The sequence below is a fragment of the Collinsella sp. CLA-ER-H7 genome, from assembly GCF_040092345.1.
Lineage (GTDB): Bacteria > Actinomycetota > Coriobacteriia > Coriobacteriales > Coriobacteriaceae > Collinsella.
This window is the reverse complement of record NZ_JBBNLT010000014.1, coordinates 32,907-53,845: the sequence shown is the minus strand read 5'-3', so window position 1 is coordinate 53,845 and position 20,939 is coordinate 32,907. Positions and strand designations below refer to the sequence as shown.

Sequence of the window (20,939 nt, the reverse complement as noted above, 5' to 3'; positions counted from 1 at the left end):
GCGTGGCGACAATTTGATACGCGCAATCGAGGCGCTCCGGAAAGGGCGCCTCGATTTGTAGAGCTGCGGAAGTTGTGGCCGTTACGCTATACGGTCCACCGTTAGCCGATGATGCGAGGGCGCTCGGCGTTTTCGACTGGTTTATGCACGCAAAGTCTGGGAATATACAAGTCGCATGTCTTACTGTCTAACCAGTTGCGCCAAGGAGGCACCATGGACTACAAGATTACCGGCTACGAGCCCGCCCAGCTGTTCCATTTCTTTGAGGAGGTCAGCGCGATCCCCCGTGGGTCTGGCAACGAGAAAGGCATCAGCGATTTCCTGGTCGCGTTTGCCAAGGAGCGCGGTCTCGATGTGTATCAGGACGAGGTCTACAACGTCATCATTCGCAAGCCCGCATCTGCCGGCGCCGAGAATGCCCCGACCGTGATGCTGCAGGGCCACATCGACATGGTGTGCGACAAGCTGGGCTCCGTTGAGCACGACTTTACGACCGATGGTATCGACCTGGTCGTCAAGGACGGCGTCCTCACCGCTAACGGCACCACTCTGGGCGCCGACAACGGTATTGCCGTCGCTCTGATGCTCACTGTTCTCGATGATGATTCGATCGTTCACCCCGCCCTCGAGTGCGTATTCACCACCGACGAGGAGACTGGCCTGGTCGGCGCCGAGACGCTCGACAAGTCCCAGATTAGCGCCCGCACCATGATTAACCTTGACTCCGAGGAAGAGGGCGTTGCCACCGTCAGCTGCGCCGGCGGCGTCGTCGTTACCTACACCTGCCCCATCGTGCGCGAGCACAAGACCGGTAGCACCCTCACGCTCGACATCTCCGGCCTGCTGGGCGGTCACTCCGGCAGCGATATCAACCTGGAGCGCGGCAACGGCAACCTCATCATGGCCCGCATCATCGACCGCCTGATGGTTGCCGGCGAGCCCGCCATCGTTAGCTTTAACGGCGGCACCAAGGACAACGCCATCAACCGTGAGTGCAAGGCTGTTCTGGTCTACGCCGACCACGCTGCCGCCGAGGCCGCGGCCCAGATCGCAAAGGGCATCATCGCCGACGTTACTGCCGAGCTCGAGGTCTTCGACCCCGGCTTTACCTGCACGGTTGAGATTGCCGACAACGCTGAGGTCGAGGCCATGGACGAGAAGTCCGCACTTGCCCTTATTCGCGCTCTGCGTCTTGCCCCCAACGGTGTGATCCGCCGCAACGTCGCCACCGACGGCTCCGTCGAGGTTTCCTCCAACATCGGCGTGGTTGCCACCTCTGACGACCAGGTCAAGATCATGCTGTCCCCGCGCTCCTCGATCACCTCGCTGCAGAACGAGTTCAAGGACCGCCTGCAGACGCTGGCCGATGTCCTGGGATTCGACGCCAAGTTTGAGTTCGAGTATCCCGGCTGGAGCTATGCCGAGCATTCGCCGGTCCGCGACATCTTTGTCGAGAGCTATCGCGAGCTCTTTGGCTCCGAGCTACGAATCGAGTCCATTCACGCCGGCCTTGAGTGCGGCCTGTTTGCCGAGGCCCTGCACGGCCTGGACGCCATCGCCGTGGGCCCGACGCTCTCCGATGTCCACACCCCGGACGAGAGCATGGAGCTCGCTTCTGCCGAGCGCTTCTACGAGCTGCTCATCGACGTCCTCAAGCGCCTCGCTGCGTAAAGGTTGCGCTAGCAGCAGTCCGAGCCACGTGCTGGTGGATTGCAAATGACATTATGAGAGGGGGCACCCGAGCTTTTGCGACGGGTGCCCCCTCTCTTCTTTTGGGAAATGGGAGATTACGGACACCTAGCCCATATCCGCCTTGATGAGGTCGAGGGTGCGCTGGCAGTTTTCGCAGACGGGGCCGAGCATATGCTCGCGCAGGTCCGCCATGCCGGGCAGGTCGGCGTATTCGTCCATGACCTCTTCCATGCAAATGGGTACCTCGTAGGCGAGGTCCATCATGGTCGCAAAGCAAAACTTCTCGGATAGCCCGGCATCGGTGAGCGCCGCCTCCAGCGCGGGGTCGCCCATACCGTAGTATCGGCGGATAGCGCCTGGGCCGATGCGCCCCACACGATTTTCGCCGCCAACGCTCATGGCAAGGCGCGCTCGGCGGCGCATACGTTCGTATGCCAGCCCCGATGCAACGTCATACATACGAGCCATCATAGCTGTGCCGCCGTTTCCAAGAAGCAGGGAATAGTTCTTCGCATGCGCGTCCGGTGCGCCGATGATGGCGTTAAAGAAAAGTATCTGCGTAAACAGATACAGGTTAAGTTGATGGTGGCTCGTATTGACGAGGAGTTCCTGAATATCGCGTGCGGTCGGGCCGCCGTCTGCCGTGTACTTTTGAGCGGGCATCACTCCAAGAGCCTGACAGAGGTCTTCTTGGTGTAGACGCATGATTGTTCCGTCTTTGACTTTCACGCGGTCATATCGCTCAACAATGAGGGCGGGTTCGTCCTCAAATAAGCGATACTCAACGTTCGCCGTTGCGATACCCGCGCGCTGGGCGCTTTTCATGCAGACAAACTCATTAAGAGCCTCAAGTTTAAATCCGATGACGCCATTTTTGAAAATATGCGTCGTGGGCGAGGAGCCCACGCATTCGCACCAGCGACCGTCTATGAGTGCGAGAGCGAACTTGCCCTGATTGCCTCCAAGTGACCAACTTTCATCTAGGCCCATCCACGATGCATTGCGGTCATCTCTGATTGACTTGAGTCGCAGTGCAATCTCGTGATCGCCTATAGGGCGGTATTCGCTGGTGCGATGCAAGACGGCGTTGACGTCTTCTTCGGCGCAAAACTGCACTCCACCCGGACAGTCAAGTCCGATATGGCTGAGTAGCGCAACGGCATTGTTGGGTCTAACGTCGAATTCGGCAGCAATCGCCTTTCGCTGATCCTCGCTGTCGGGTAGAAGACCAAACAAGTACGGATTCATGACCTGTTGGCCGTATGTGCGATTTGATATGGGAATGTTGGTCGATAGGGCTGGCCCGTCATAATCTTGATCGTAGACAAAACTGACTAGACCGCTCTCATCTTGCATGAGCGTTCCTGCGGGTACGCCGCAAATAATAGTCCGAAGCGTTTTTCTGGCCATTGGCTATCTCCCTTCGGGCTTGGTTTGGGCAGATGCGCTTGTGGCAATCGAGACTCCGAGATTGGACATGGCGAAATCGGCGAAGGCCTTGTCGTAGAGCTCGGACGTAAAGGGGGCGTCTGCAAGAACCGGAATGGCGGCGCAGCGACGGTGGCTATGAGAGGGACGTTGAGCGTGATGGCACCTGGGGGTGCTACAAGGTTGCAAATCGGCATGCGGGGCGTCGACTGGTTGCTCGTTATTCGTTTTGGCGATATCCCCTTGAGCGGCGAGCGCCAGTCCGAGAGCATTGAAGATTGCCAACAGCTTGTCGAGCCGAATGCCCGTGGCATCTCCCAGCTCGAGCGATGCGAGCAGGCGCTCCGAAACACCGGCCTTATTAGCGAGGGCGGCACGGGTGAGACCCTGAGCCTCGCGTGCCTGGCGCACGTAGATGCCAGCTTGGCGCGGTGTGGTGATGGGAAGGGTATCCACGGCGATCTCCTAACGTGCAGACTTTTGCATCATAGTATGACATGCAAAAGTCTGCATGAAAAGGCCTCATGCAAAACTCTGCATTAGGCCTCATCCGGACGTTTAGTTTTGAAGGGTGTTTTACAGCGCCAAAATCCCCAGATGCTCCAGCAAAATCTTGAGGCCGATGAGGACGAGCACGACGCCACCCACGATGGTGGCGGGCTTTTCGTAGCGCGCGCCAAAGGTGTGGCCGATCGCTACGCCGGCAACGGAGAAGACAAAGGTCGTGATGCCAATGAGCGACACGGCGGGAACGATATCGACCGAGAGCGCGGCAAACGAGATGCCCACGGCAAGCGCGTCAATCGAGGTGGCGATGGCAAGGATTAGATATTCGCCCAGGTCGATCTTTTCGGCATCCTTGCCGTCGCCTTCGTTCTCGTCCTCAGTAAAGGCTTCCCACAGCATCTTGCCGCCGATAAAGGCGAGCAGGATAAAGGCGATCCAGTGGTCGATGGGGCTGATGATGCCCATGAACTGGCTACCAAGGGCCCACCCAATTACGGGCATGCCGGCCTGGAAACCGCCAAAGAACAGGCCGAGTATCACGGCGACCTTAAGGTTGATCCTTTTCATGCCAAGGCCCTTGCAGATGGATACGGCAAAAGCGTCCATAGAAAGGCCGATAGCGAGCAACACAAGCTCTGCGAGTCCCATAGTCTGGCTCCCTCTCTGCGGGCGGGCCCGCGTGTACCTCTTGGGGGAGTAACAAAAAAGACCCGTGGCGTACGCGTTGCGCGCACAGCCACGAGTCTCGTTCATTAAGGCAAGCCAGGCCGCATCGGCCAGTGTGTTGACTTGCCGCGCCACCGGAGGCGAACCCGATCACGCGACTACTTCCTCATTTATGCGAATCCCGATGCTACCACATGAACAGCTGATTTGGGTTGGGCTCTCAGCTGTGTTCGCTCATTCTGTAAGCATCGGATTTCGCAAGCGCCGCAGGGACAAACCGTGAGAAACTATTTAGCGTTTATGGAGCGTATACGATGGGAGCGATGCCTTGGATAAGAACGAGCTGCAAAAGCGTATGGAACAGGCCATCCGCCTGACGGCACCTGGTCAGCCGATCCGCACCGCCCTCGACATGATCATCGCCGGTCACCTGGGCGCCCTTATCTGCGTCGGCGACACCGAAAACGTGCTCGCTGCCGGTAACGACGGCTTCCCGCTCAACATTTCGTTTACCTCGAACCGCCTGTTCGAGCTTTCCAAGATGGACGGCGCCATCGTTATCGATGGCGACCTCACCCAGATCCTGCGCGCCAACTTCCACCTCAATCCCGATCCCTCGCTCGCCACGAGTGAGACGGGCATGCGTCACCGTACTGCCGCTCGCATGTCGGTGCTCACCGATGCCATCGTGATCTCGGTTTCGGCTCGTCGCGCCGTCGTCAACGTGTACGTCCACGGCAAGAGCTACGAGATCCAGCCCGTCACTACCATCATGAGCTCGGTCAACCAGCTCGTCGCCACGCTCCAGACTACCCGTCAGTCGCTCGATCGCTCCCTGCTGCGCCTGACGGCCCTCGAGCTCGACGACTACGTCACACTCGCCGACATTACCGGTATTTTCTCGAGCTTCGAGATCATGCAGCAGGCAAAGACCGAGCTTAAGGATTGCATTGTCAAGCTGGGTAACCAGGGTAAGCTCGTGCAGATGCAGCTCGAGCAGCTCGCGGGCTCCAGCATGGATACCGAATACGACTTGATGATCCGCGACTACGCGAGCGATTCCTCTGAGGCCAACGCCGAGAAGATTCGCGCCGAGCTGAGCCGTATGACGCCTAAGGACCTGTCCGACCCGCAGCACGTGGCGGCAGTTCTGGGCTATGACGACTTGGACGAGGACTCCGTCATGACGCCGCTGGGCCTGCGCACGCTTTCGCGCGTGTCCGTCGTGCGCGACGGCGTGGCCGAGAAGATCGTCGACGAGTATGGCTCGCTGCAGGAGCTCATGGACGACATCAGCGAGGATCCGGAGCGCTTGGGCGACTTTGGCGTCAACAACCCTGCCATTCTTGCGGACTCGCTGTACCGCATGAAGGGCACCAAACAGGGGAACGCATAATGGCGCCCGTATGCGCCGTGGTCGTTGCCGGCGGCAGCGGCCAGCGCTTTGGAAATCCCGGCGGCAAGCAGCTCGTTAACGTGGCGGGCCGTCCGCTCATGAGCTGGTCCATCCGCGCGTTCGATCGTAGCGACAAGGTCGGCCATATCGTCGTGGTTTGCCCTGCCGAGCGCCGTGCCGAGATGCGCCGCTTGGCTATCGACCCGTTTGACTATGACACGCCCATCAGCTTTGCCGATGCCGGCGATACTCGTCAGGATTCCACCCGCGCCGGCGTGCACGCGGTGCCGGCGGGTTTCGAATATGTCGCTATCCACGACGGCGCCCGTCCGCTCATCACGACCGAGGCCATCGACCATGCGATCGACGTGCTTGTAGGCGACCGCTCGCTCGACGGTGTCGTGTGCGGCCAACCCGCGATCGACACGCTCAAGATCGTCGATGGCGACAATATCGTCGAGACGCCGCCGCGTGAGCTCTATTGGGCCGCGCAGACGCCGCAGATCTTTAGCGTCGATGCTATGAAGCGCGCCCACGCTGCAGCCATTGCCGAGGGCTTTATCGGCACCGATGATTCGTCGCTGGTCGAGCGCATGGGTGGGCTCGTCCGCTGCGTCCAGAGCCCGCGCGATAACCTTAAGGTGACGGTGCCCGAGGACTTGCGTCCCGTAACCGCGATTCTGCTTGGCCGCATGGCCGAGGGAGAGGACCTTCCCCATGTTCAGTAACCTGCGCATTGGCCATGGCTACGACGTCCACCGTCTGGTGGAGGGGCGTCGATGTATCATCGGCGGTGTCGACATTCCCTACGAGCGCGGCCTGCTGGGCCACTCGGATGCCGATGTGCTCGCGCACGCCTTGGCCGACGCCATTCTGGGCGCCTGCCGCGGGGGAGACATCGGCAAGCTATTCCCCGATACCGACCCCGCCTATGAGGGCGCCGATTCGATGGTGCTGCTCGCTCGCGTGATGGACTATGCGCGCGAGCTGGGCTTTGAGTTTGTCGATGCCGATTGCACCATTGCCTGTCAGCAACCCAAGATCACCCCGCACCGCGATGCCATGCGCGCCAACCTTGCCCATGCCCTGGGCGTTGACGTCGAAAACGTGGGCGTCGCCGCCACTACGACCGAAAAGCTCGGTTGGGAAGGTCAGGGCGAGGGAATCGGCGCCTGGGCCGTCTGCCTGCTACAGAAAACCGTTAAGGAGTAACGAATGCGTATCTACAACAGCGCTACCCATAAAAAGGAAGAGTTCCAGCCCATCGAGTCCGGCAAGGTCCGCATGTACGTGTGCGGCCCCACGGTCTACGACAACATCCACATCGGCAATGCCCGCACGTTCATCAGCTTTGACGTGATCCGCCGCTGGCTCATCGCGAGCGGCTACGAGGTCACGTTCGCCCAGAACCTCACCGATGTCGACGACAAGATCATCAAGCGCGCCAACGAGCAGGGTCGTACGGCCGCCGAGGTCGCGACGGAGTTCTCCGACAAGTTCATCGGCGTCATGCGCGCCGCCAACGTGCTCGATCCCGATGTGCGCCCCCGCGCCACCAAGGAGATCGGCCCCATGATCGCCATGATCAAGACGCTTATCGAGCAGGGCCACGCTTACGCAGCCGATAACGGCGATGTGTACTTTGCCGTGCGCAGCGATCCCAACTATGGTCAGGTCTCGGGCCGCAACATCGACGACCTTATGGTTGGCGCGCGCATCGAGGAGAACGAGGACAAGAACGACCCGCTCGACTTTGCCCTGTGGAAGGCCGCCAAGCCCGGCGAGCCCAGCTGGCCGAGCCCCTGGGGCGAGGGCCGTCCCGGTTGGCACACCGAGTGCGCCGCCATGGTGCACCGCTACCTGGGCACCCCGATTGACATCCACGGCGGCGGCTCCGACCTTGCCTTCCCGCATCACGAGAACGAGTGCGCCCAGGCCACCTGCGCCTGGCACCAGGGCTTCTCCAACACCTGGATGCACACGGGCATGCTGCTGGTAGACGGCGAGAAGATGTCCAAGTCGCTCGGAAACTTCTTTACGCTGGCCGAGGTGCTCGAGCAGCACTCTGCCGCGGCCCTGCGCCTGCTGATGCTGCAGACGAGCTATCGCTCGCCGCTCGACTTTTCTTGGGAGCGCCTGGAGGGTGCCGAGAACTCGCTCACGCGTATCGCCGGTACGGTCGAGAACCTGCGCTGGGCCGCGAACCATGCGACGGCCGATGCCGATGAGGCAGCATCCGAGGCGTTTGCCGCCAAGGCCGCCGAGACCCGCGCCGCCTTTAAGGAGTGCATGGACGACGACTTTAACACCGCCGGTGCCATGGGTGCCGTCTTTGGCTTTGTCACTGAATGCAACCAGTACCTGGAGCAGGCGGGCGACGCTGCCGACAAGGCCGCCGCGCTTGCCGCCGCCGACACGCTGGCCGAGTTGCTCGATACGTTTGGCGTCGAGCTTCCCGAGCCCAAGGTCGAGCTGCCGCTGGGCCTGCTGGGCGTTGCCGCCGGCCTGGTCGCCTACACGGGCGACGACGTGGACGAGGCTGCTGCCAAGATTCTCGAGGCCCGCGCCGAGGCCCGTGCCGCCAAGAACTGGGATCTGGCCGACGCCATCCGCGACCAGCTCAAAGACCTGGGCCTCACCATTGAGGATACGGCCGCGGGTACTCGTATTAAGACCCTCTAGTATTTGTCGACCGTTCGAGGTGCGGCGGATTGCCTTGAAAGAGGAGGGCATCGACCTGGTGGTCATGCCTGACGATTGAAAGGCAAGGTGCCGTGGCTCGGACGGTCGATTCTTGTTCGTTATCTATTTAAGGAGGCCGCTTTATGGCCGACAATCGCAAGCGTGCGCCTCGTGGCGGCAAGCAGGCCGCTTCTGGCTCGCGTCCGATTCACCGCAACGACCGCGCTGCCGCTCCCAAGGGCCAGCGAGATCGTACCCAGGCTGCACGTCCGCAGCGCGAGCGTGGCCGCGACGCTGTCCAGGCTCCCAAGGGTGAGTTTATCGAAGGCCGTCGTGCTGCCGCCGAGGCGCTGCGTACCGGTTTTCCCATCAAGTGCGCGCTCATTGCCGAGGGCGGGGAGCGCGATGCCGCCCTGTCGCGTCTGGTCGATGACCTCAACGCCGCGGGCGTCCGCATTAAGTATGTGCCGCGCGCGCAGCTCGACGCACTGTCGAGCCATGGCGCTCACCAGGGCATCGCGCTCGAGGTTGGCAACTTCCCCTATGCCGATGTCGCCGACATCCTCGACCGCGCGGGCGACGGTCCGGCGCTTGTCGTTGTGCTCGACCATGTGACCGACGACGGTAACTTTGGCGCCATCGTGCGCTCTGCCGAGGTTGTGGGCGCAGCGGGCGTCATCATCGCCAACAAACGAGCCGCCGGCGTAACGGTGGGTAGCTACAAGACTTCTGCCGGCGCCGTTATGCATCTGCCCATCGCGCAGGTCCCCAATATCGCTCGTGCGCTCGATGACCTCAAAGCCGCCGGTTTTTGGGTGGGCGGTGCCTCTGAGCACGCCGAGGGCAGCTGCTGGGATGCCCCCTTCGAGGGCCGCGTGGCACTCGTCATGGGTTCCGAGGGCGACGGCATCTCGCGTCTGGTGCTCGAGAAATGCGACTTTTTGACCAAGCTTCCCCAGCGCGGCATGACCGAGAGCCTCAATGTTGCCCAGGCGACTACGGCCCTCTGCTTTGAGTGGCTGCGCCGCAACGCCGGCGAGCTCATGGGGGAGGAGTAGCGCATGTCCAAAAAGAACCGTGCCAAGTCCAAGGCCAAGCGCTTTGGCGAGGGCTCGGCCAAGCCGATTGTTTCGGCCGCGACCTACGGCGTGGGCGGCAATGCGTTTGCGCAGGCTATCGCCGACCCAGTCTCGACGGTGCACTCCACCAAGCCCGAGCTGCTGGTGGTCGACGGTTACAACGTGATCCACTGCACGCCGCGCTACGAAAAGCTCGTGTACGACCATTCCGACGATCCGTATTCCAGCGACGTTCACGATATGGCGCGCACCGCCCTCATTAACGACGTTGCTGCCTTTGCCCAGGGCCGTTACGAGGCCGTGATCGTGTTTGACGGCGCGGGCAATATCTCCAGTGAACGTCCCAACCTGCCGGCCCGCGGCGTGCGCATCGAGTTCTCGCCGACGGGTGTTTCAGCCGATACCGTGGTGCAAAAGCTCTGCATCGAGGCGCGCGAGGAAGGCCGCGCATGCTCCGTGGTATCGAGCGACGGCACGATCCAGGCCGTCGTCATGGGCAAGGGTGTCACGCGCATCTCGAGCCGTATGCTGGTGGACGAGATCAAACAGATCGATAACGACGTTCACGAGGCAGAGGAAGCTCCGCAGATCAAGATGACTCTGGGCAGTCGCCTGAGCCCCGATGCCCTGGCCAAGCTCAAGGCCCTGCGCGGGAGGTAGGGAAGTTGGCGGGGCAATGCTGCCTCGCTAACTCCATTCAGCGATGTCGATCATTCTTTCGAGGCGCCACGTTAGCGCCTTTTTTAGATATGGCAGCCTTGCCGTGAGCGCGTCGTTTCTGGAAAGAATCTCGATTGCCTCGTCAACGAAGCCTTCGAGTTTGTCGCCGTCAAACCAGCCCATGTCCTCGACGAGCAACATTTGTTTGGCGGGGCTTGAATGAAATTGTGCGCTGGTAAAACTGTGCTCTCCCGCCCTAAGCTCCTCTAGTGATATGTTGCACCAGAGCGATGAGCCCGAATCGAAGATGGGGGCAGGTCTGCAAGCTTGCGTGTTTACGTTTCGCACGAGGCCGAAGTTGCGCCAATGACGATCGTAGTTGGCAATGATGTCGTCACATACGATCATGCGGTCAAGGGCATCCTTGACGCCTGTCACCCCGAGCTCCTCGCAGTTTGCTACATATCGCTCGTAGTCGGTTAGCCGTTCATCTGCGTTTGCGTGCTGGTTTACATAGAACGCAGGGACATACTCTTCTTCATCAGTTAAGAAGACATCGCATGTGCTCAGGGCGGAAGTGCCCGTGCCCTCGAGCGAGTAAGGCACATAATCGCAGGCGTTTAGGATGCGACGGTGGAGCGCGGTCGCCACCAGCTCGTTATAAGGTTCCTGGTCCAGGTGCGCTCCTGCCTTATGCAGAATTCGACGTTCGCCCTCGCACGTCCAGTACTTTTGAAGATTGCCGTCCGAGGTGTTATCGGGCTTTGCGGCAGCCGCTTTTCCCTCTGGGGCAAAGGGTGCAATGGTTAGCGAGACGTCATCAAAGGCGTTATTGAAGAAGTTGATATCCTCCCAGGTGAGACCGGAACCTTGGGGCCTAATCCAATACTGGTCGGATAAGGAGAGGCCGAGATTTCGCTGGACGAGTTCATCGGGAACATCGACTGCGGCTTCTGCAAGCAGGGAGGCTAGCCCAATGCGTGCGAGCGGGATACCGCGGCCGCGCCACCAGATGCGGAAGGAGTCTAGCGATATGGGGCTATTAGGGCCAAATACTCCAATAGGGGCGTGGGCGTAATCGATGTCGGCACCGATGTGGGTAAAGTCTTTTCGCGATGTGCTGTAGACCAGCTGAGCGACTTCGTACGTGCGGTTCATGAGGGTGAACGCGATCTCGCTCTTACCGTGGCCGCGGCGGGGACGTCCCCCCGTTTTGGTCACAGAGCGGAGTCGCGTGTCGACGCTGTCTTTGTCGATGAGCCATACACCAGAAGCCTTGCGGGCCTCAAGTGCTCCGTTTTTTATGAGCTCCTGCACCCTGCGCGGAGTGATGCCGAGCAGCTCGGCGGCTTCTTTGGTAGTAAGCATCGCGAAACCCTTCGTTAGAACGAATAGTTTTATATATAGCAATTGTAATTAAAACTATTCGTTCTAACGAATGGTTTTGAGATTGAGGGCGAACCGACAGAAATGAACGGGCCTGGTACCTGTTGTTGCTGGATTTTGCATATTTGTATAACGCCGTGTGGCCTGTTGCGCCTCGTCCGCAATTCCTTTATTCTTAACTGGCTTCGCGCGAAAGCGCCAAGTGTGCCAGTGTGGCGCAACGGTAGCGCAACTGATTTGTAATCAGTGGGTTGCAGGTTCGATTCCTGTCACTGGCTCCATGAGAGTTTCGGGCTCTGTTCCCTTGTGGGACAGGGCCCGTTTCTATTTAGGTGGTGCGCCATCGGGTTAGCGCCCATCCCGTTTTTGGTTTGTCTCGTCCTCCAGTTTGTCTAAATCTGTAACACCAAGACCGATATTTGGCATCTAACTGTTACAGATTGAGATGAAACTTAGGGTGTTTTAGGAATATCTTGATCTGTAACATGTAGAAGCGGAATAGGCCTCTTGCTGTTACAGATCGAGACAAGGGCGGGTACGGACCTGGATGTTCTGCTCGAGCGTGGATTTCTGGACACGCGAGAGAAGAAAATCTTCCGACCGGAGAACGAGCGTGGATAATTAACTTGGATAGGGAGCTAAGGTAAACACCGATTGTCTATCGAAGGCTTTAGAAACAACGACCCCGATTTCATTGTGGAATCGGGGTCGTTTGTGCCTGAGGAATCCGAATGGATTAATCGAGCTCCTAAGGGACTCTTGGGTTCTTGCTAATGGTCTGCCGAGGATGTCCCCAATGCAAGCAGCGGGCATCTACTCAATATAGTTGGGATTCTTCTTGATGATCACGCGTGCAGCGATGAACGAGACAACGATGGCGATGACGGCGACAACGCACGCCAGTACGAAGTTGCCCATGGATCCATCGGGAGCGATAAAGATCAGCGCAGAAAGAAGACCGGGGCATGCTCCCGCAACATACTCCTTCAGGACGAAGATACCTGCAGGGAGTCCCGCGCAGAGCGCGCCGATTGCCGTGCCGACAAGCAGGCGGGGACGCTCGATGAGGCAGCCGTAAAATGCGGGCTCAGTTACGCCACAGAGTGCGGTGACGGCAACCGTGGTGACCATACCTCTCTTCTCCTTGTTGCCTTTCATTGCAGTTGCCAAGGCGAGACTCGTGCCGCCAATGCAGAGGTTTGAGATGAAGCCAAAGATGATGGGTGCCCAGCCGAGCTGCGCCAAGCTCGTAACTTCGATCGCGATGTAGGCCTTATCAAGACCGAGCATGACAAAATAGGGGTTAAGGGCTGCAAGGACTGGAGTAGCGATAAATGCCACGTTATCCATGAGCCACGTGGCGGCATCACTCAGCGCGTAGCCCATCATGCTGCCGGCGGGGCCGAGGATAATCAGCTCAACAGGCACGACGATGAACATGGTGAGCAGCGGCTTCAAGAACAGTTTGGTAATGTCGGGGATGATTTTCTGAAGACCGCGATCAACAAAGTACATGAACACAACGCCCAGTACGATTGGCACCACCGTGCTCGAGTAGTCATTCGTCGGGATGGGGATGCCAAGAAAGTCGAGACCCTCAGCACCGCTAATAGACGAGCTAATCATGATTGCGCCCAGCAGTGCGCCCATGATAGGCTGCATCTTCATGACGGCGGCGAGCTGATAGCCGAGGTAAACGGGCAGGAAGCTAAATGAGGCGCTGAAGATCGCCAGCAGAACCTGGGCGGTTCCGCTATCGGTGTTCAATCCACAATAATTGACCAGGAGATTCTTGATCGAAAGAATGAGTCCGCCAACGATGAGCGCCGGGACGATGGGCATGAATACCTGTGCAGAGACGTTCCCGAATTTCTCAATCAAGCCCATGGCGGTGTTACCGCTTTTAATGCCTTCTGCAAGGTCTTTGGCGGTTTGGGCATCGTCGGCAACCGTGCCACCGCCGACTTCGATTCCCGCGAAGTCGAGGAAGTCGTTGTAAGCCTCGGTGACGTTGGGGCCGATGATCACCTGAAGCTGGCCACCGCTGACTACTGCCCCGAGCGCCTGGTCGGCCGATTTGGCGAGCTGGAGATCGATGATCGAGGTGTCTCGTGCGTCGATGCGAAGGCGCGTCGCACAATGAGTTACCGATGTAATGTTCTCTTTGCCGCCAACAGCCTTTAGGACTGTTTCGGACATTGCCTGATATTTCATCTCTTTCTCCTAACCTTCCTGCTCCTGATACTTCGAGATAAGGTCTCGGTACCAATACCAGCTCTTTTTGGGGGTGCGCTCCAGATTGTTCTCGAAGTCGATATGGACAAGTCCGTATCGTTTTTCGTAGCCGTTGATCCAGCTATACAGATCCATCGTCGACCAGAGGTAGTAGCCCTCAACGCGCGCGCCGTCGCGCTTAGCCCTCATCATGTGCTCGATGAACTGGCCCAGAAGCTCGATGCGGTCATCATCGTGGATCATTCCGTCTGCGTCTGGTTGCTCATAGGCGCCATGTCCGTTTTCCGTAATAAAGATGTGGGGCGCGTCATAGCGCTCGTGGACATCCATGATGGTTGAATACATGCAACTTGGGAGTATTTCGCGGCCCCATTTATTGCGGGGAACATTGCTGTCGCGGGCGCTTTCAAACAAGGGCGCAATGCATTTTCCTTCGACCTTTTTGCTCGAACCGCCCTTATTGTTCGCCGAAACGGCAAGCTCTCCACCGTGCCAGTCGGTTACATACTCTCGGCAATACACGTTGAGTCCAATAAAATCGACTTTACCGTCTCTGAATTCTTCTACGTCATTTGGGGATCGATAGAGCGAGACGCCAAGTTTTTCAAGGATTTCGTCCATTTCTGGCGGCAGTTGACCCTGAAGTGCTGGTGCCAGAATCATGCGATTGGCGAAAAAGTCTGCGTATCGAAATACGTCATCGGGGTGCTCGGTTGCCGGGTCGAGTTCGACAACGCCGCCATCGTGGACGGCGCCGATGATGCCGTCGTAGCCCATTTGACGATATGCTCGGACTGCGAGTGCGCTTGCGCGCATCAGGTTGTACTGAAACTGCATGTACGACTGAACGTCGAGCGATCGATTGGGGGGATAGTTGCCCAACATGTTTACGCAGTAGCTGTAGAAATGCGGCTCGTTAACGGTAGCCCAGATTTTGACGCGGTCTCCAAAGCGCTCAAAGCAAATCTTGGCGTATTTGCAGAACCACTCTGCCATATCGTTGTTCAGCCATCCGCCTTTGCAAGCAAGCGTGAATGGCAGATCGTAATGGAACAGCGTAACGTTGGGTTCTATGCCATTTTCGAGGCGGCAATCAATGACCCGATTATAAAAATCGATACCCTTTTCATTCACTTCGCCGATACCCGTGGGGATGATTCGACTCCATGAAAGAGAGAAGCGATAGGTGTTTTGTCCGCCTTCTTTCATCATGCGGATATCTTCTTCATAGCGATGGTAGAAGTCGCAAGATACATCACCGTCAACATGGTTGATGTTCTTATTGCTTGTGTGGTTAAAGAAATCCCACTCGCCAAGGCCTTTGCCGTCTTCGTTCCAGGCACCCTCGCACTGATAAGACGCCGTGGCGGAACCCCAGAGAAACGGGATGTTGTTCACGTTGCCCATGAATCCCCTTTCCATCATTCAACACGGTGGATACGTGTGGCGGAATTACGATTAAGATGACGTCAACTGATTTGAATCATAGGAGAACGACCAAAGCTGTTTGATTCAATAAATGAACTATGATTTCGAGGAGAGCGGAAAGAGGGATCACGTGAATATCAATGACTTCGATGTGCTCAATCGCATTAGCTCCATCATCAACAGCGAGTTTGGGTCAAACGATGCCGCCATCGCTCGATATCTCATCGCTCACATTAGGCGTTCGAGCGAAATCAATGTTGCCGCAATAACCCGCGATGCATTCGTGACCCGTTCCGCTGTTCGTCGTTTCTGCAATCGATTGGGCTACCAGTCTCTTAGCGATTTGAAAGAATCATTTACTCAGTCAGTCTTTCCAAGCGACTTAAGCCATCGAGAGGAGGAATTTGGCTACGAGGAGTACAGGGCAGAGCTCGACGTTCGCATGATCGAGATGTTCGCTGAGGTTGAAAGCGGCGTGTCCGATATCGCTATTAAGCATCTTGTCGACGAAATTGATGGCCATAAAAACGTTGAAATCTGGTGCACCAATAATGTGAGCGCCAATCTCGTACGATTTCAGCAGGAAATGTTTTATGCGGGCAAGATAGTTCGCATAGTTGCTGGGGCTAACGTCGCGGAATTGAAAAACATGGGAGACGCTTCGCAGTCATTGATAATTCTCGTATCGGTCTCCGGGCTATTTGCGTCACAGGCGCGTGAGTATCTTGATTGCCGTTCGGGCAGGAAGATTCTAATTGCTGCGTTTAGCAACGATGACAAATCGAGGTCTTTTGACCGTGTATATCGTCTTGGTAATGCGGGAAACGGAATTGACCGACTCGGCGTTTATTCGAAATACGCCATGACTTATTTTTTCGACTTGCTATCGTCGTGTTACTTGAGTCGCTACCCCTGCACCAAGGGGGAGCCGCTCTATGGGTCTACTTTGGCCTGGCCCGAGTAGTTGCGGCTTTACAGTTCTCTCGCCTGGAGAATGAACGTGGATAATCTGCCACTTTGGCCTTAGAGCCGCGCTAAAAGTGGGAGATAATCCACGCTCGATCGTGGCGTGGAAGCCCGATCCCGACCTATATATAGGTGCAAATGAGTCGTTATCGAAGCAATATTCTGCAGGCTCACTCCACTACGCCAAAGTGTTCCCTCGTGAAATGTCACCGTCACATGCAAATCCACCTCCCTTCATATCCAAACTCAGCAAAACCGCAGGTCAAAAGCATATAGATACGCCCGGCACCGTGTATCTTGAGGTTTTCGTTGACAGCCCCCAAGGTGGCATCGTATTATCTTCTTCGTTCGCGGGGGCGGCGGTCCAAAAGACCAAAGGACCTGCGGATACTTGAACGATTGGGAGTTTGCCCGAGTGGTTAATGGGGACGGGCTGTAAACCCGTTGGCTCTGCCTACATAGGTTCGAATCCTATAGCTCCCACCCGTCAAGTGCCTGTATAGCTCAGTCGGTAGAGCACTTCGTTGGTAACGAAGAGGTCACCAGTTCAAGTCTGGTTGCAGGCTCCATCCGGCGGTGTAGCTCAGTTGGTTAGAGCACACGGTTCATACCCGTGGCGTCACTGGTTCGAATCCAGTCACCGCTACCATAGGTAACACGGTGGCTTCTCAATAGTATGTTGAGAGGCCACTATGGTATAAAGGCAAAGTCCCGTCCGGGGACGACCTGTTAAGAGGAGGGCTTTATGGCCAAAGAGAAGTTTGAGCGCACTAAGCCGCATGTTAACATCGGCACCATTGGTCACGTCGACCACGGCAAGACCACGCTGACCGCTGCCATCACCAAGGTTCTCTCCGAGACCGAGGGCTGCAAGGCTGACTTCACTGCGTTCGAGAACATCGACAAGGCTCCCGAGGAGCGCGAGCGCGGCATCACGATCTCCGTCTCCCACGTTGAGTACGAGACCGCTGCCCGTCACTACGCTCACGTTGACTGCCCGGGCCACGCTGACTACGTCAAGAACATGATCTCCGGTGCTGCTCAGATGGACGGCGCTATCCTGGTCATCGCCGCTACCGACGGCCCCATGGCTCAGACCCGCGAGCACATCCTGCTCGCCCGTCAGGTCGGCGTTCCCTACATCGTCGTCTTCCTGAACAAGTGCGACATGGTCGACGATGACGAGCTCATCGACCTCGTCGAGATGGAGACCCGTGAGCTCCTCTCCGAGTACGATTTCCCCGGCGACGACATCCCCGTCATCCGTGGTTCCGCTCTGGGCGCTCTCGAGGGCGACGCCAAGTGGATGGACGCTATCCGCGAGCTCATGAAGGCCGTCGACGAGTACATCCCGACGCCTGCTCGTAACAACGACCTCCCGTTCCTGATGGCCGTTGAGGACGTTATGACCATCTCCGGCCGTGGTACCGTTGCTACCGGCCGTGTCGAGCGCGGTGAGCTCAAGCTCAACGAGCCCGTCGAGATCGTCGGCATCAAGGATACCCAGAACACCGTCGTTACCGGTATCGAGATGTTCCGTAAGTCCATGGACTTCTGCGAGGCTGGTGACAACGTCGGTCTGCTGCTCCGCGGCATCAAGCGCGAGGACATCGAGCGCGGCCAGGTTCTCTGCAAGCCCGGTTCGGTTACCCCGCACACCAAGTTCACCGGCGAGATCTACGTTCTGACCAAGGAGGAGGGCGGCCGTCACACCCCGTTCTTCGATGGTTATCGTCCTCAGTTCTACTTCCGTACCACCGACGTTACCGGTACGGTCAAGCTCCCCGAGGGCACCGAGATGGCTATGCCTGGTGACCACATCACCATCGAGGGCGACCTCATCCACCCGATCGCCATGGAGGAGGGCCTGCGCTTCGCTATCCGCGAGGGTGGCCACACCGTCGGTTCGGGCATCGTCTCCACGATCATTGAGTAAATTAGCTCTTTGATATAGCTGACTTAGAGAACCCGGCACTTATATGGGTGCCGGGTTCTTTTCTGCAATGGATATTGAGCCGTTGCTGGTGTCGAGAGGATCGATAATGGTCCTGGATGCACCGTCGATTAGCTCTCGATGGCTTCATTGATGTGTTCCAAATATGAATGGATCCACCGAGAACCAATTGACTCGAGGTTTTCATTGACAGCACTTACGTGGAGCTGATAAAGTAACAACTCGTGCCCGTACGGGGCGGAAATGAAAGGTTCAGGATACATGCGTACTCTAGTTACTCTTGCGTGCACTGAGTGCAAGCGCCGCAACTATACGACCACCAAGAACAAGTCGACCATGCCTGATCGTATGGAGATCAAGAAGTATTGCCCCTGGTGCCGTCACCACACGCTGCACAAAGAGACTCGCTAGTCTCTAGTCACATACGCCAGTAGTTCAATTGGTAGAGCATCGGTCTCCAAAACCGAGTGTTGAGGGTTCGAGTCCTTCCTGGCGTGCCAGTCATTATTCCGTAAGCTCCCACTTGGGGGCTTACGGTTTACTCATGTATAAGCGCATTGCGCGGAGGTAACCCAAATGGCCAACAAGAAGAACAAGAAGAAGGCTCAGCAGCCGGCACCTGCCAACAAAGCTGCCGCCAACTCCAAGGTTGAGGCCAAGAAGGCCGTTGCCAAGAAGAACGAGAAGGCTGCGAAGTCCAAGAAGAACGAGAAGCCTGGTTTCTTCGCCCGCACCAAGAAGTATTTCGCTTCGGTCAAGTCCGAGATGAAGCGTGTCACGTGGCCCGATAAGAAGGAGCTCGTGAACTACTCGGTCGTCGTCTGCGCTTCTCTGGTCGTCGTCGGCGTCGTCATCGCTCTGCTCGATGCTGGCTTTGGCGAGGCTCTTGCTCTGTTCTCTGGATTGAGGGGCTAAACCATGTCTAAGCGTTGGTACGTCGTTCACACTTACTCTGGATACGAGAACCGCGTTAAGTCCGATCTCGAGCATCGCATCGAGACCATGGGCATGCAGGACCGTATCTTTGATATCGAGATTCCTATGGAGCGCGTCACCGAGATTAAAGAGGGTGGCAAGCGCGAGACCAAGGATTCCAAGATTTTCCCGGGTTATGTCCTGGTCCGCATGGAGATGGATGACGATGCTTGGACGTGTGTTCGCAACACGCCCGGCGTCACCGGTTTCCTGGGCGGCAACGGTAAGCCCGCACCGCTTTCCCGCGATGAGTACAATAAGATGACTCGTAGTCCCGGTAAGGGCGATTCGCCCAAGCGCACCTCGGTTGATATTCAGGTCGGCACGTCCGTCCGCGTCACCGATGGCCCGCTTACCGACTTTGATGGCAAGGTCTCCGAGGTTAACACCGAGGCTGGCAAGCTCAAGGTCACGCTGATGATCTTTGGCCGCGAGACGCCGGTCGAGCTTGACTTTAACCAGGTCGCTGTCATCGCTTAAGTTTTCGTCCGTTCGCGCGAGCGTGCTTCTTCTGTGACTGCTCATCTCAGGAGTGCTTCTAACACGTGCGTGCTTACGATATAGCAAGTACTTCACACTCGTGATTCGAAAGGAATGACCATGGCTGAGAAGAAGGTTGCCAACGTCATTAAGCTCCAGATTCCTGCTGGTGCAGCTAACCCCGCTCCTCCCGTCGGCCCCGCCCTGGGTGCTGCTGGCGTGAACATCATGCAGTTCTGCCAGGCCTTTAACGCCGAGACGCAGGACAAGAAGGGCGACATCATCCCCGTTGAGATCTCTGTCTACGAGGATAAGTCCTTCTCCTTCATCACCAAGACCCCGCCGGCGGCTCACCTCATCAAGAAGGAGCTGAACCTCAAGTCTGGTTCCGCTAAGCCCCAGGCCGACAAGGTTGGTCAGCTCTCCCAGGAGCAGCTCACCAAGATCGCCGAGATCAAGATGCCGGACCTCAATGCCAACGACATTGACGCCGCCAAGAAGATCATCGCCGGTACCGCCCGTTCCATGGGCGTCACCATCGCTGAGTAGCGATTTCTTATGGTAACGACGGGTGCTCCGACCGGGGCGCCCGTTAAATGTGTGCAATAGGGCACACGATACGATGTGGGAGGGCTCACGCCCGTTTAACCACAGGAGGTAATGCACATGGCTAAGCATGGTAAGAGCTATAACGCCGCTGCCGAGAAGATCGACCGCGCCACGCTCTACACCCCCCTTCAGGCTGCCAAGCTCATCAAGGAGCTCGACACCGCCAAGTTCGACGAGACCGTCGAGGCCCACTTCCGTCTGGGCATCGATACTCGTAAGGCTGACCAGAACATCCGTGGTTCCATCTCCCTGCCCCACGGCACCGGCAAGACCGTTCGTGTTGCCGTCTTCGCCGAGGGCGAGAAGGCCCGCGAGGCCGAGGCTGCCGGCGCCGATATCATCGGTTCCGACGAGCTCGTCGCCCAGATTCAGAAGGGCGAGATCAACTTCGACGCCGCTATCGCTACGCCGAACATGATGGCCAAGGTTGGCCGCATCGGTAAGATCCTTGGTCCCCGTGGCCTCATGCCGAACCCTAAGCTCGGCACCGTGACCATGGACGTCGCCAAGATGGTCTCCGAGCTCAAGGCCGGCCGCGTTGAGTATCGTGCCGACCGCTACGGCATTTGCCACGTGCCCCTGGGCAAGAAGTCCTTCTCTGAGCAGCAGCTCGTCGAGAACTACGCTGCCCTGTACACCGAGATCCTGCGCGTCAAGCCCTCTTCTGCTAAGGGCAAGTACGTCAAGTCCATCTCCGTGTCTTCCACCATGGGCCCTGGCGTCAAGGTCGATCCCGCTGTCCAGCGTGACTTCCTGGCTGAGTAACTGCTAGTTACTGCCTGAGCAAAGCAAGCAT

At 57.7% G+C, this 20,939-nt stretch carries 20 protein-coding genes and 5 tRNA genes; 19 read left to right on the top strand and 6 right to left on the bottom strand.

Annotated features, from left to right (window positions below; translation table 11 throughout):
* Positions 1 to 213: 213 nt before the first annotated feature.
* Entirely contained in the window at positions 214 to 1,671 is a 1,458-nt protein-coding gene (locus AAAX75_RS08715; protein WP_349091900.1) for an aminoacyl-histidine dipeptidase, read from the top strand.
* A 126-nt stretch (positions 1,672 to 1,797) separates the two neighbouring features.
* On the opposite strand, the gene AAAX75_RS08710 is transcribed toward AAAX75_RS08715, so the two are convergent.
* The 3 genes from AAAX75_RS08710 to AAAX75_RS08700 form a co-directional block, all read right to left on the bottom strand.
* A complete protein-coding gene (locus tag AAAX75_RS08710; RefSeq protein ID WP_349091899.1) occupies positions 1,798 to 3,102 on the bottom strand; it encodes a type II toxin-antitoxin system HipA family toxin in 1,305 nt (434 codons plus the stop codon).
* Between the two features lie 3 nt (positions 3,103 to 3,105).
* Entirely contained in the window at positions 3,106 to 3,576 is a 471-nt protein-coding gene (locus AAAX75_RS08705; RefSeq protein ID WP_158554567.1) for a helix-turn-helix domain-containing protein, read from the bottom strand.
* A gap of 120 nt (positions 3,577 to 3,696) precedes the next feature.
* Entirely contained in the window at positions 3,697 to 4,275 is a 579-nt protein-coding gene (locus AAAX75_RS08700; protein WP_117745788.1) for a manganese efflux pump MntP family protein, read from the bottom strand.
* Positions 4,276 to 4,621: 346 nt separating this feature from the next.
* Between AAAX75_RS08700 and disA the strand changes: the two genes are divergently transcribed.
* The 6 genes from disA to AAAX75_RS08670 all read left to right on the top strand — a co-directional run bounded on the left by disA (position 4,622) and on the right by AAAX75_RS08670 (position 10,110).
* Positions 4,622 to 5,689 (top strand): DNA integrity scanning diadenylate cyclase DisA, encoded by a 1,068-nt coding sequence (gene disA / locus AAAX75_RS08695; RefSeq protein ID WP_022093923.1) that lies wholly within the window; start codon positions 4,622 to 4,624, stop codon positions 5,687 to 5,689.
* Positions 5,689 to 6,417 (top strand): 2-C-methyl-D-erythritol 4-phosphate cytidylyltransferase, encoded by a 729-nt coding sequence (gene ispD, locus AAAX75_RS08690; protein WP_349091898.1) that lies wholly within the window; start codon positions 5,689 to 5,691, stop codon positions 6,415 to 6,417. Before disA ends, ispD begins: the two co-directional genes overlap by 1 nt.
* Positions 6,407 to 6,901 (top strand): 2-C-methyl-D-erythritol 2,4-cyclodiphosphate synthase, encoded by a 495-nt coding sequence (gene ispF / locus AAAX75_RS08685; RefSeq protein WP_006234975.1) that lies wholly within the window; start codon positions 6,407 to 6,409, stop codon positions 6,899 to 6,901. Before ispD ends, ispF begins: the two co-directional genes overlap by 11 nt.
* 3 nt (positions 6,902 to 6,904) lie before the next feature.
* Entirely contained in the window at positions 6,905 to 8,371 is a 1,467-nt protein-coding gene (cysS, locus tag AAAX75_RS08680; protein WP_349091897.1) for a cysteine--tRNA ligase, read from the top strand.
* A 143-nt stretch (positions 8,372 to 8,514) separates the two neighbouring features.
* Positions 8,515 to 9,429 carry a 23S rRNA (guanosine(2251)-2'-O)-methyltransferase RlmB gene (rlmB, locus tag AAAX75_RS08675; protein WP_349091896.1) on the top strand — a complete coding sequence of 305 codons (915 nt, stop codon included), beginning with the start codon at positions 8,515 to 8,517 and terminating at the stop codon, positions 9,427 to 9,429.
* A gap of 3 nt (positions 9,430 to 9,432) precedes the next feature.
* Positions 9,433 to 10,110, top strand: coding sequence for an NYN domain-containing protein (locus tag AAAX75_RS08670; protein ID WP_349091895.1), 678 nt, complete (start codon positions 9,433 to 9,435; stop codon positions 10,108 to 10,110).
* Between the two features lie 27 nt (positions 10,111 to 10,137).
* Here the strand turns inward: AAAX75_RS08670 and AAAX75_RS08665 are convergent, their stop codons facing one another.
* The gene (locus AAAX75_RS08665; protein ID WP_349091894.1) at positions 10,138 to 11,478 is read right to left on the bottom strand and encodes a DNA-binding protein; all 1,341 of its coding nucleotides are present in this window, start codon (positions 11,476 to 11,478) and stop codon (positions 10,138 to 10,140) included.
* A 224-nt stretch (positions 11,479 to 11,702) separates the two neighbouring features.
* Here AAAX75_RS08665 and AAAX75_RS08660 point away from each other — a divergent pair.
* A tRNA-Thr gene (locus AAAX75_RS08660) sits at positions 11,703 to 11,777 on the top strand.
* A gap of 532 nt (positions 11,778 to 12,309) precedes the next feature.
* Here AAAX75_RS08660 and AAAX75_RS08655 read toward each other — a convergent pair.
* Together AAAX75_RS08655 and AAAX75_RS08650 are read right to left on the bottom strand one after the other, a co-directional pair.
* Entirely contained in the window at positions 12,310 to 13,710 is a 1,401-nt protein-coding gene (locus tag AAAX75_RS08655; protein ID WP_349091893.1) for a PTS transporter subunit EIIC, read from the bottom strand.
* 9 nt (positions 13,711 to 13,719) lie between these two features.
* Positions 13,720 to 15,138, bottom strand: a complete 1,419-nt coding sequence (locus AAAX75_RS08650; protein ID WP_349091892.1) for a glycoside hydrolase family 1 protein — start codon at positions 15,136 to 15,138, stop codon at positions 13,720 to 13,722.
* 151 nt (positions 15,139 to 15,289) lie between these two features.
* Here AAAX75_RS08650 and AAAX75_RS08645 point away from each other — a divergent pair, with 151 nt between their 5' ends.
* The 11 genes from AAAX75_RS08645 (at position 15,290) to rplA (ending at position 20,908) form a co-directional block, all read left to right on the top strand.
* A complete protein-coding gene (locus tag AAAX75_RS08645; protein WP_349091891.1) occupies positions 15,290 to 16,123 on the top strand; it encodes a hypothetical protein in 834 nt (277 codons plus the stop codon).
* Between the two features lie 403 nt (positions 16,124 to 16,526).
* Positions 16,527 to 16,608 (top strand) — tRNA-Tyr (locus AAAX75_RS08640).
* A gap of 10 nt (positions 16,609 to 16,618) precedes the next feature.
* A tRNA-Thr gene (locus AAAX75_RS08635) sits at positions 16,619 to 16,694 on the top strand.
* Positions 16,695 to 16,697: 3 nt separating this feature from the next.
* A tRNA-Met gene (locus AAAX75_RS08630) sits at positions 16,698 to 16,774 on the top strand.
* 96 nt (positions 16,775 to 16,870) lie between these two features.
* Complete coding sequence (gene tuf / locus AAAX75_RS08625; protein ID WP_035137538.1) at positions 16,871 to 18,061, top strand: elongation factor Tu; 1,191 nt, start codon at positions 16,871 to 16,873, stop codon at positions 18,059 to 18,061.
* Between the two features lie 279 nt (positions 18,062 to 18,340).
* On the top strand, positions 18,341 to 18,490 hold the full coding sequence (gene rpmG / locus AAAX75_RS08620) for a 50S ribosomal protein L33 (protein WP_022093895.1): 150 nt from the start codon (positions 18,341 to 18,343) through the stop codon (positions 18,488 to 18,490).
* 13 nt (positions 18,491 to 18,503) lie between these two features.
* Positions 18,504 to 18,579, top strand: a tRNA-Trp gene (locus AAAX75_RS08615).
* A gap of 76 nt (positions 18,580 to 18,655) precedes the next feature.
* On the top strand, positions 18,656 to 18,994 hold the full coding sequence (gene secE, locus AAAX75_RS08610; protein WP_055285218.1) for a preprotein translocase subunit SecE: 339 nt from the start codon (positions 18,656 to 18,658) through the stop codon (positions 18,992 to 18,994).
* Positions 18,995 to 18,997: 3 nt separating this feature from the next.
* A complete protein-coding gene (gene nusG, locus AAAX75_RS08605) occupies positions 18,998 to 19,534 on the top strand; it encodes a transcription termination/antitermination protein NusG (RefSeq protein WP_349091890.1) in 537 nt (178 codons plus the stop codon).
* 120 nt (positions 19,535 to 19,654) lie between these two features.
* A complete protein-coding gene (gene rplK / locus AAAX75_RS08600; RefSeq protein WP_022093893.1) occupies positions 19,655 to 20,083 on the top strand; it encodes a 50S ribosomal protein L11 in 429 nt (142 codons plus the stop codon).
* A 117-nt stretch (positions 20,084 to 20,200) separates the two neighbouring features.
* Entirely contained in the window at positions 20,201 to 20,908 is a 708-nt protein-coding gene (gene rplA / locus AAAX75_RS08595; RefSeq protein ID WP_022093892.1) for a 50S ribosomal protein L1, read from the top strand.
* The last annotated feature ends 31 nt before the right edge of the window (positions 20,909 to 20,939 follow it).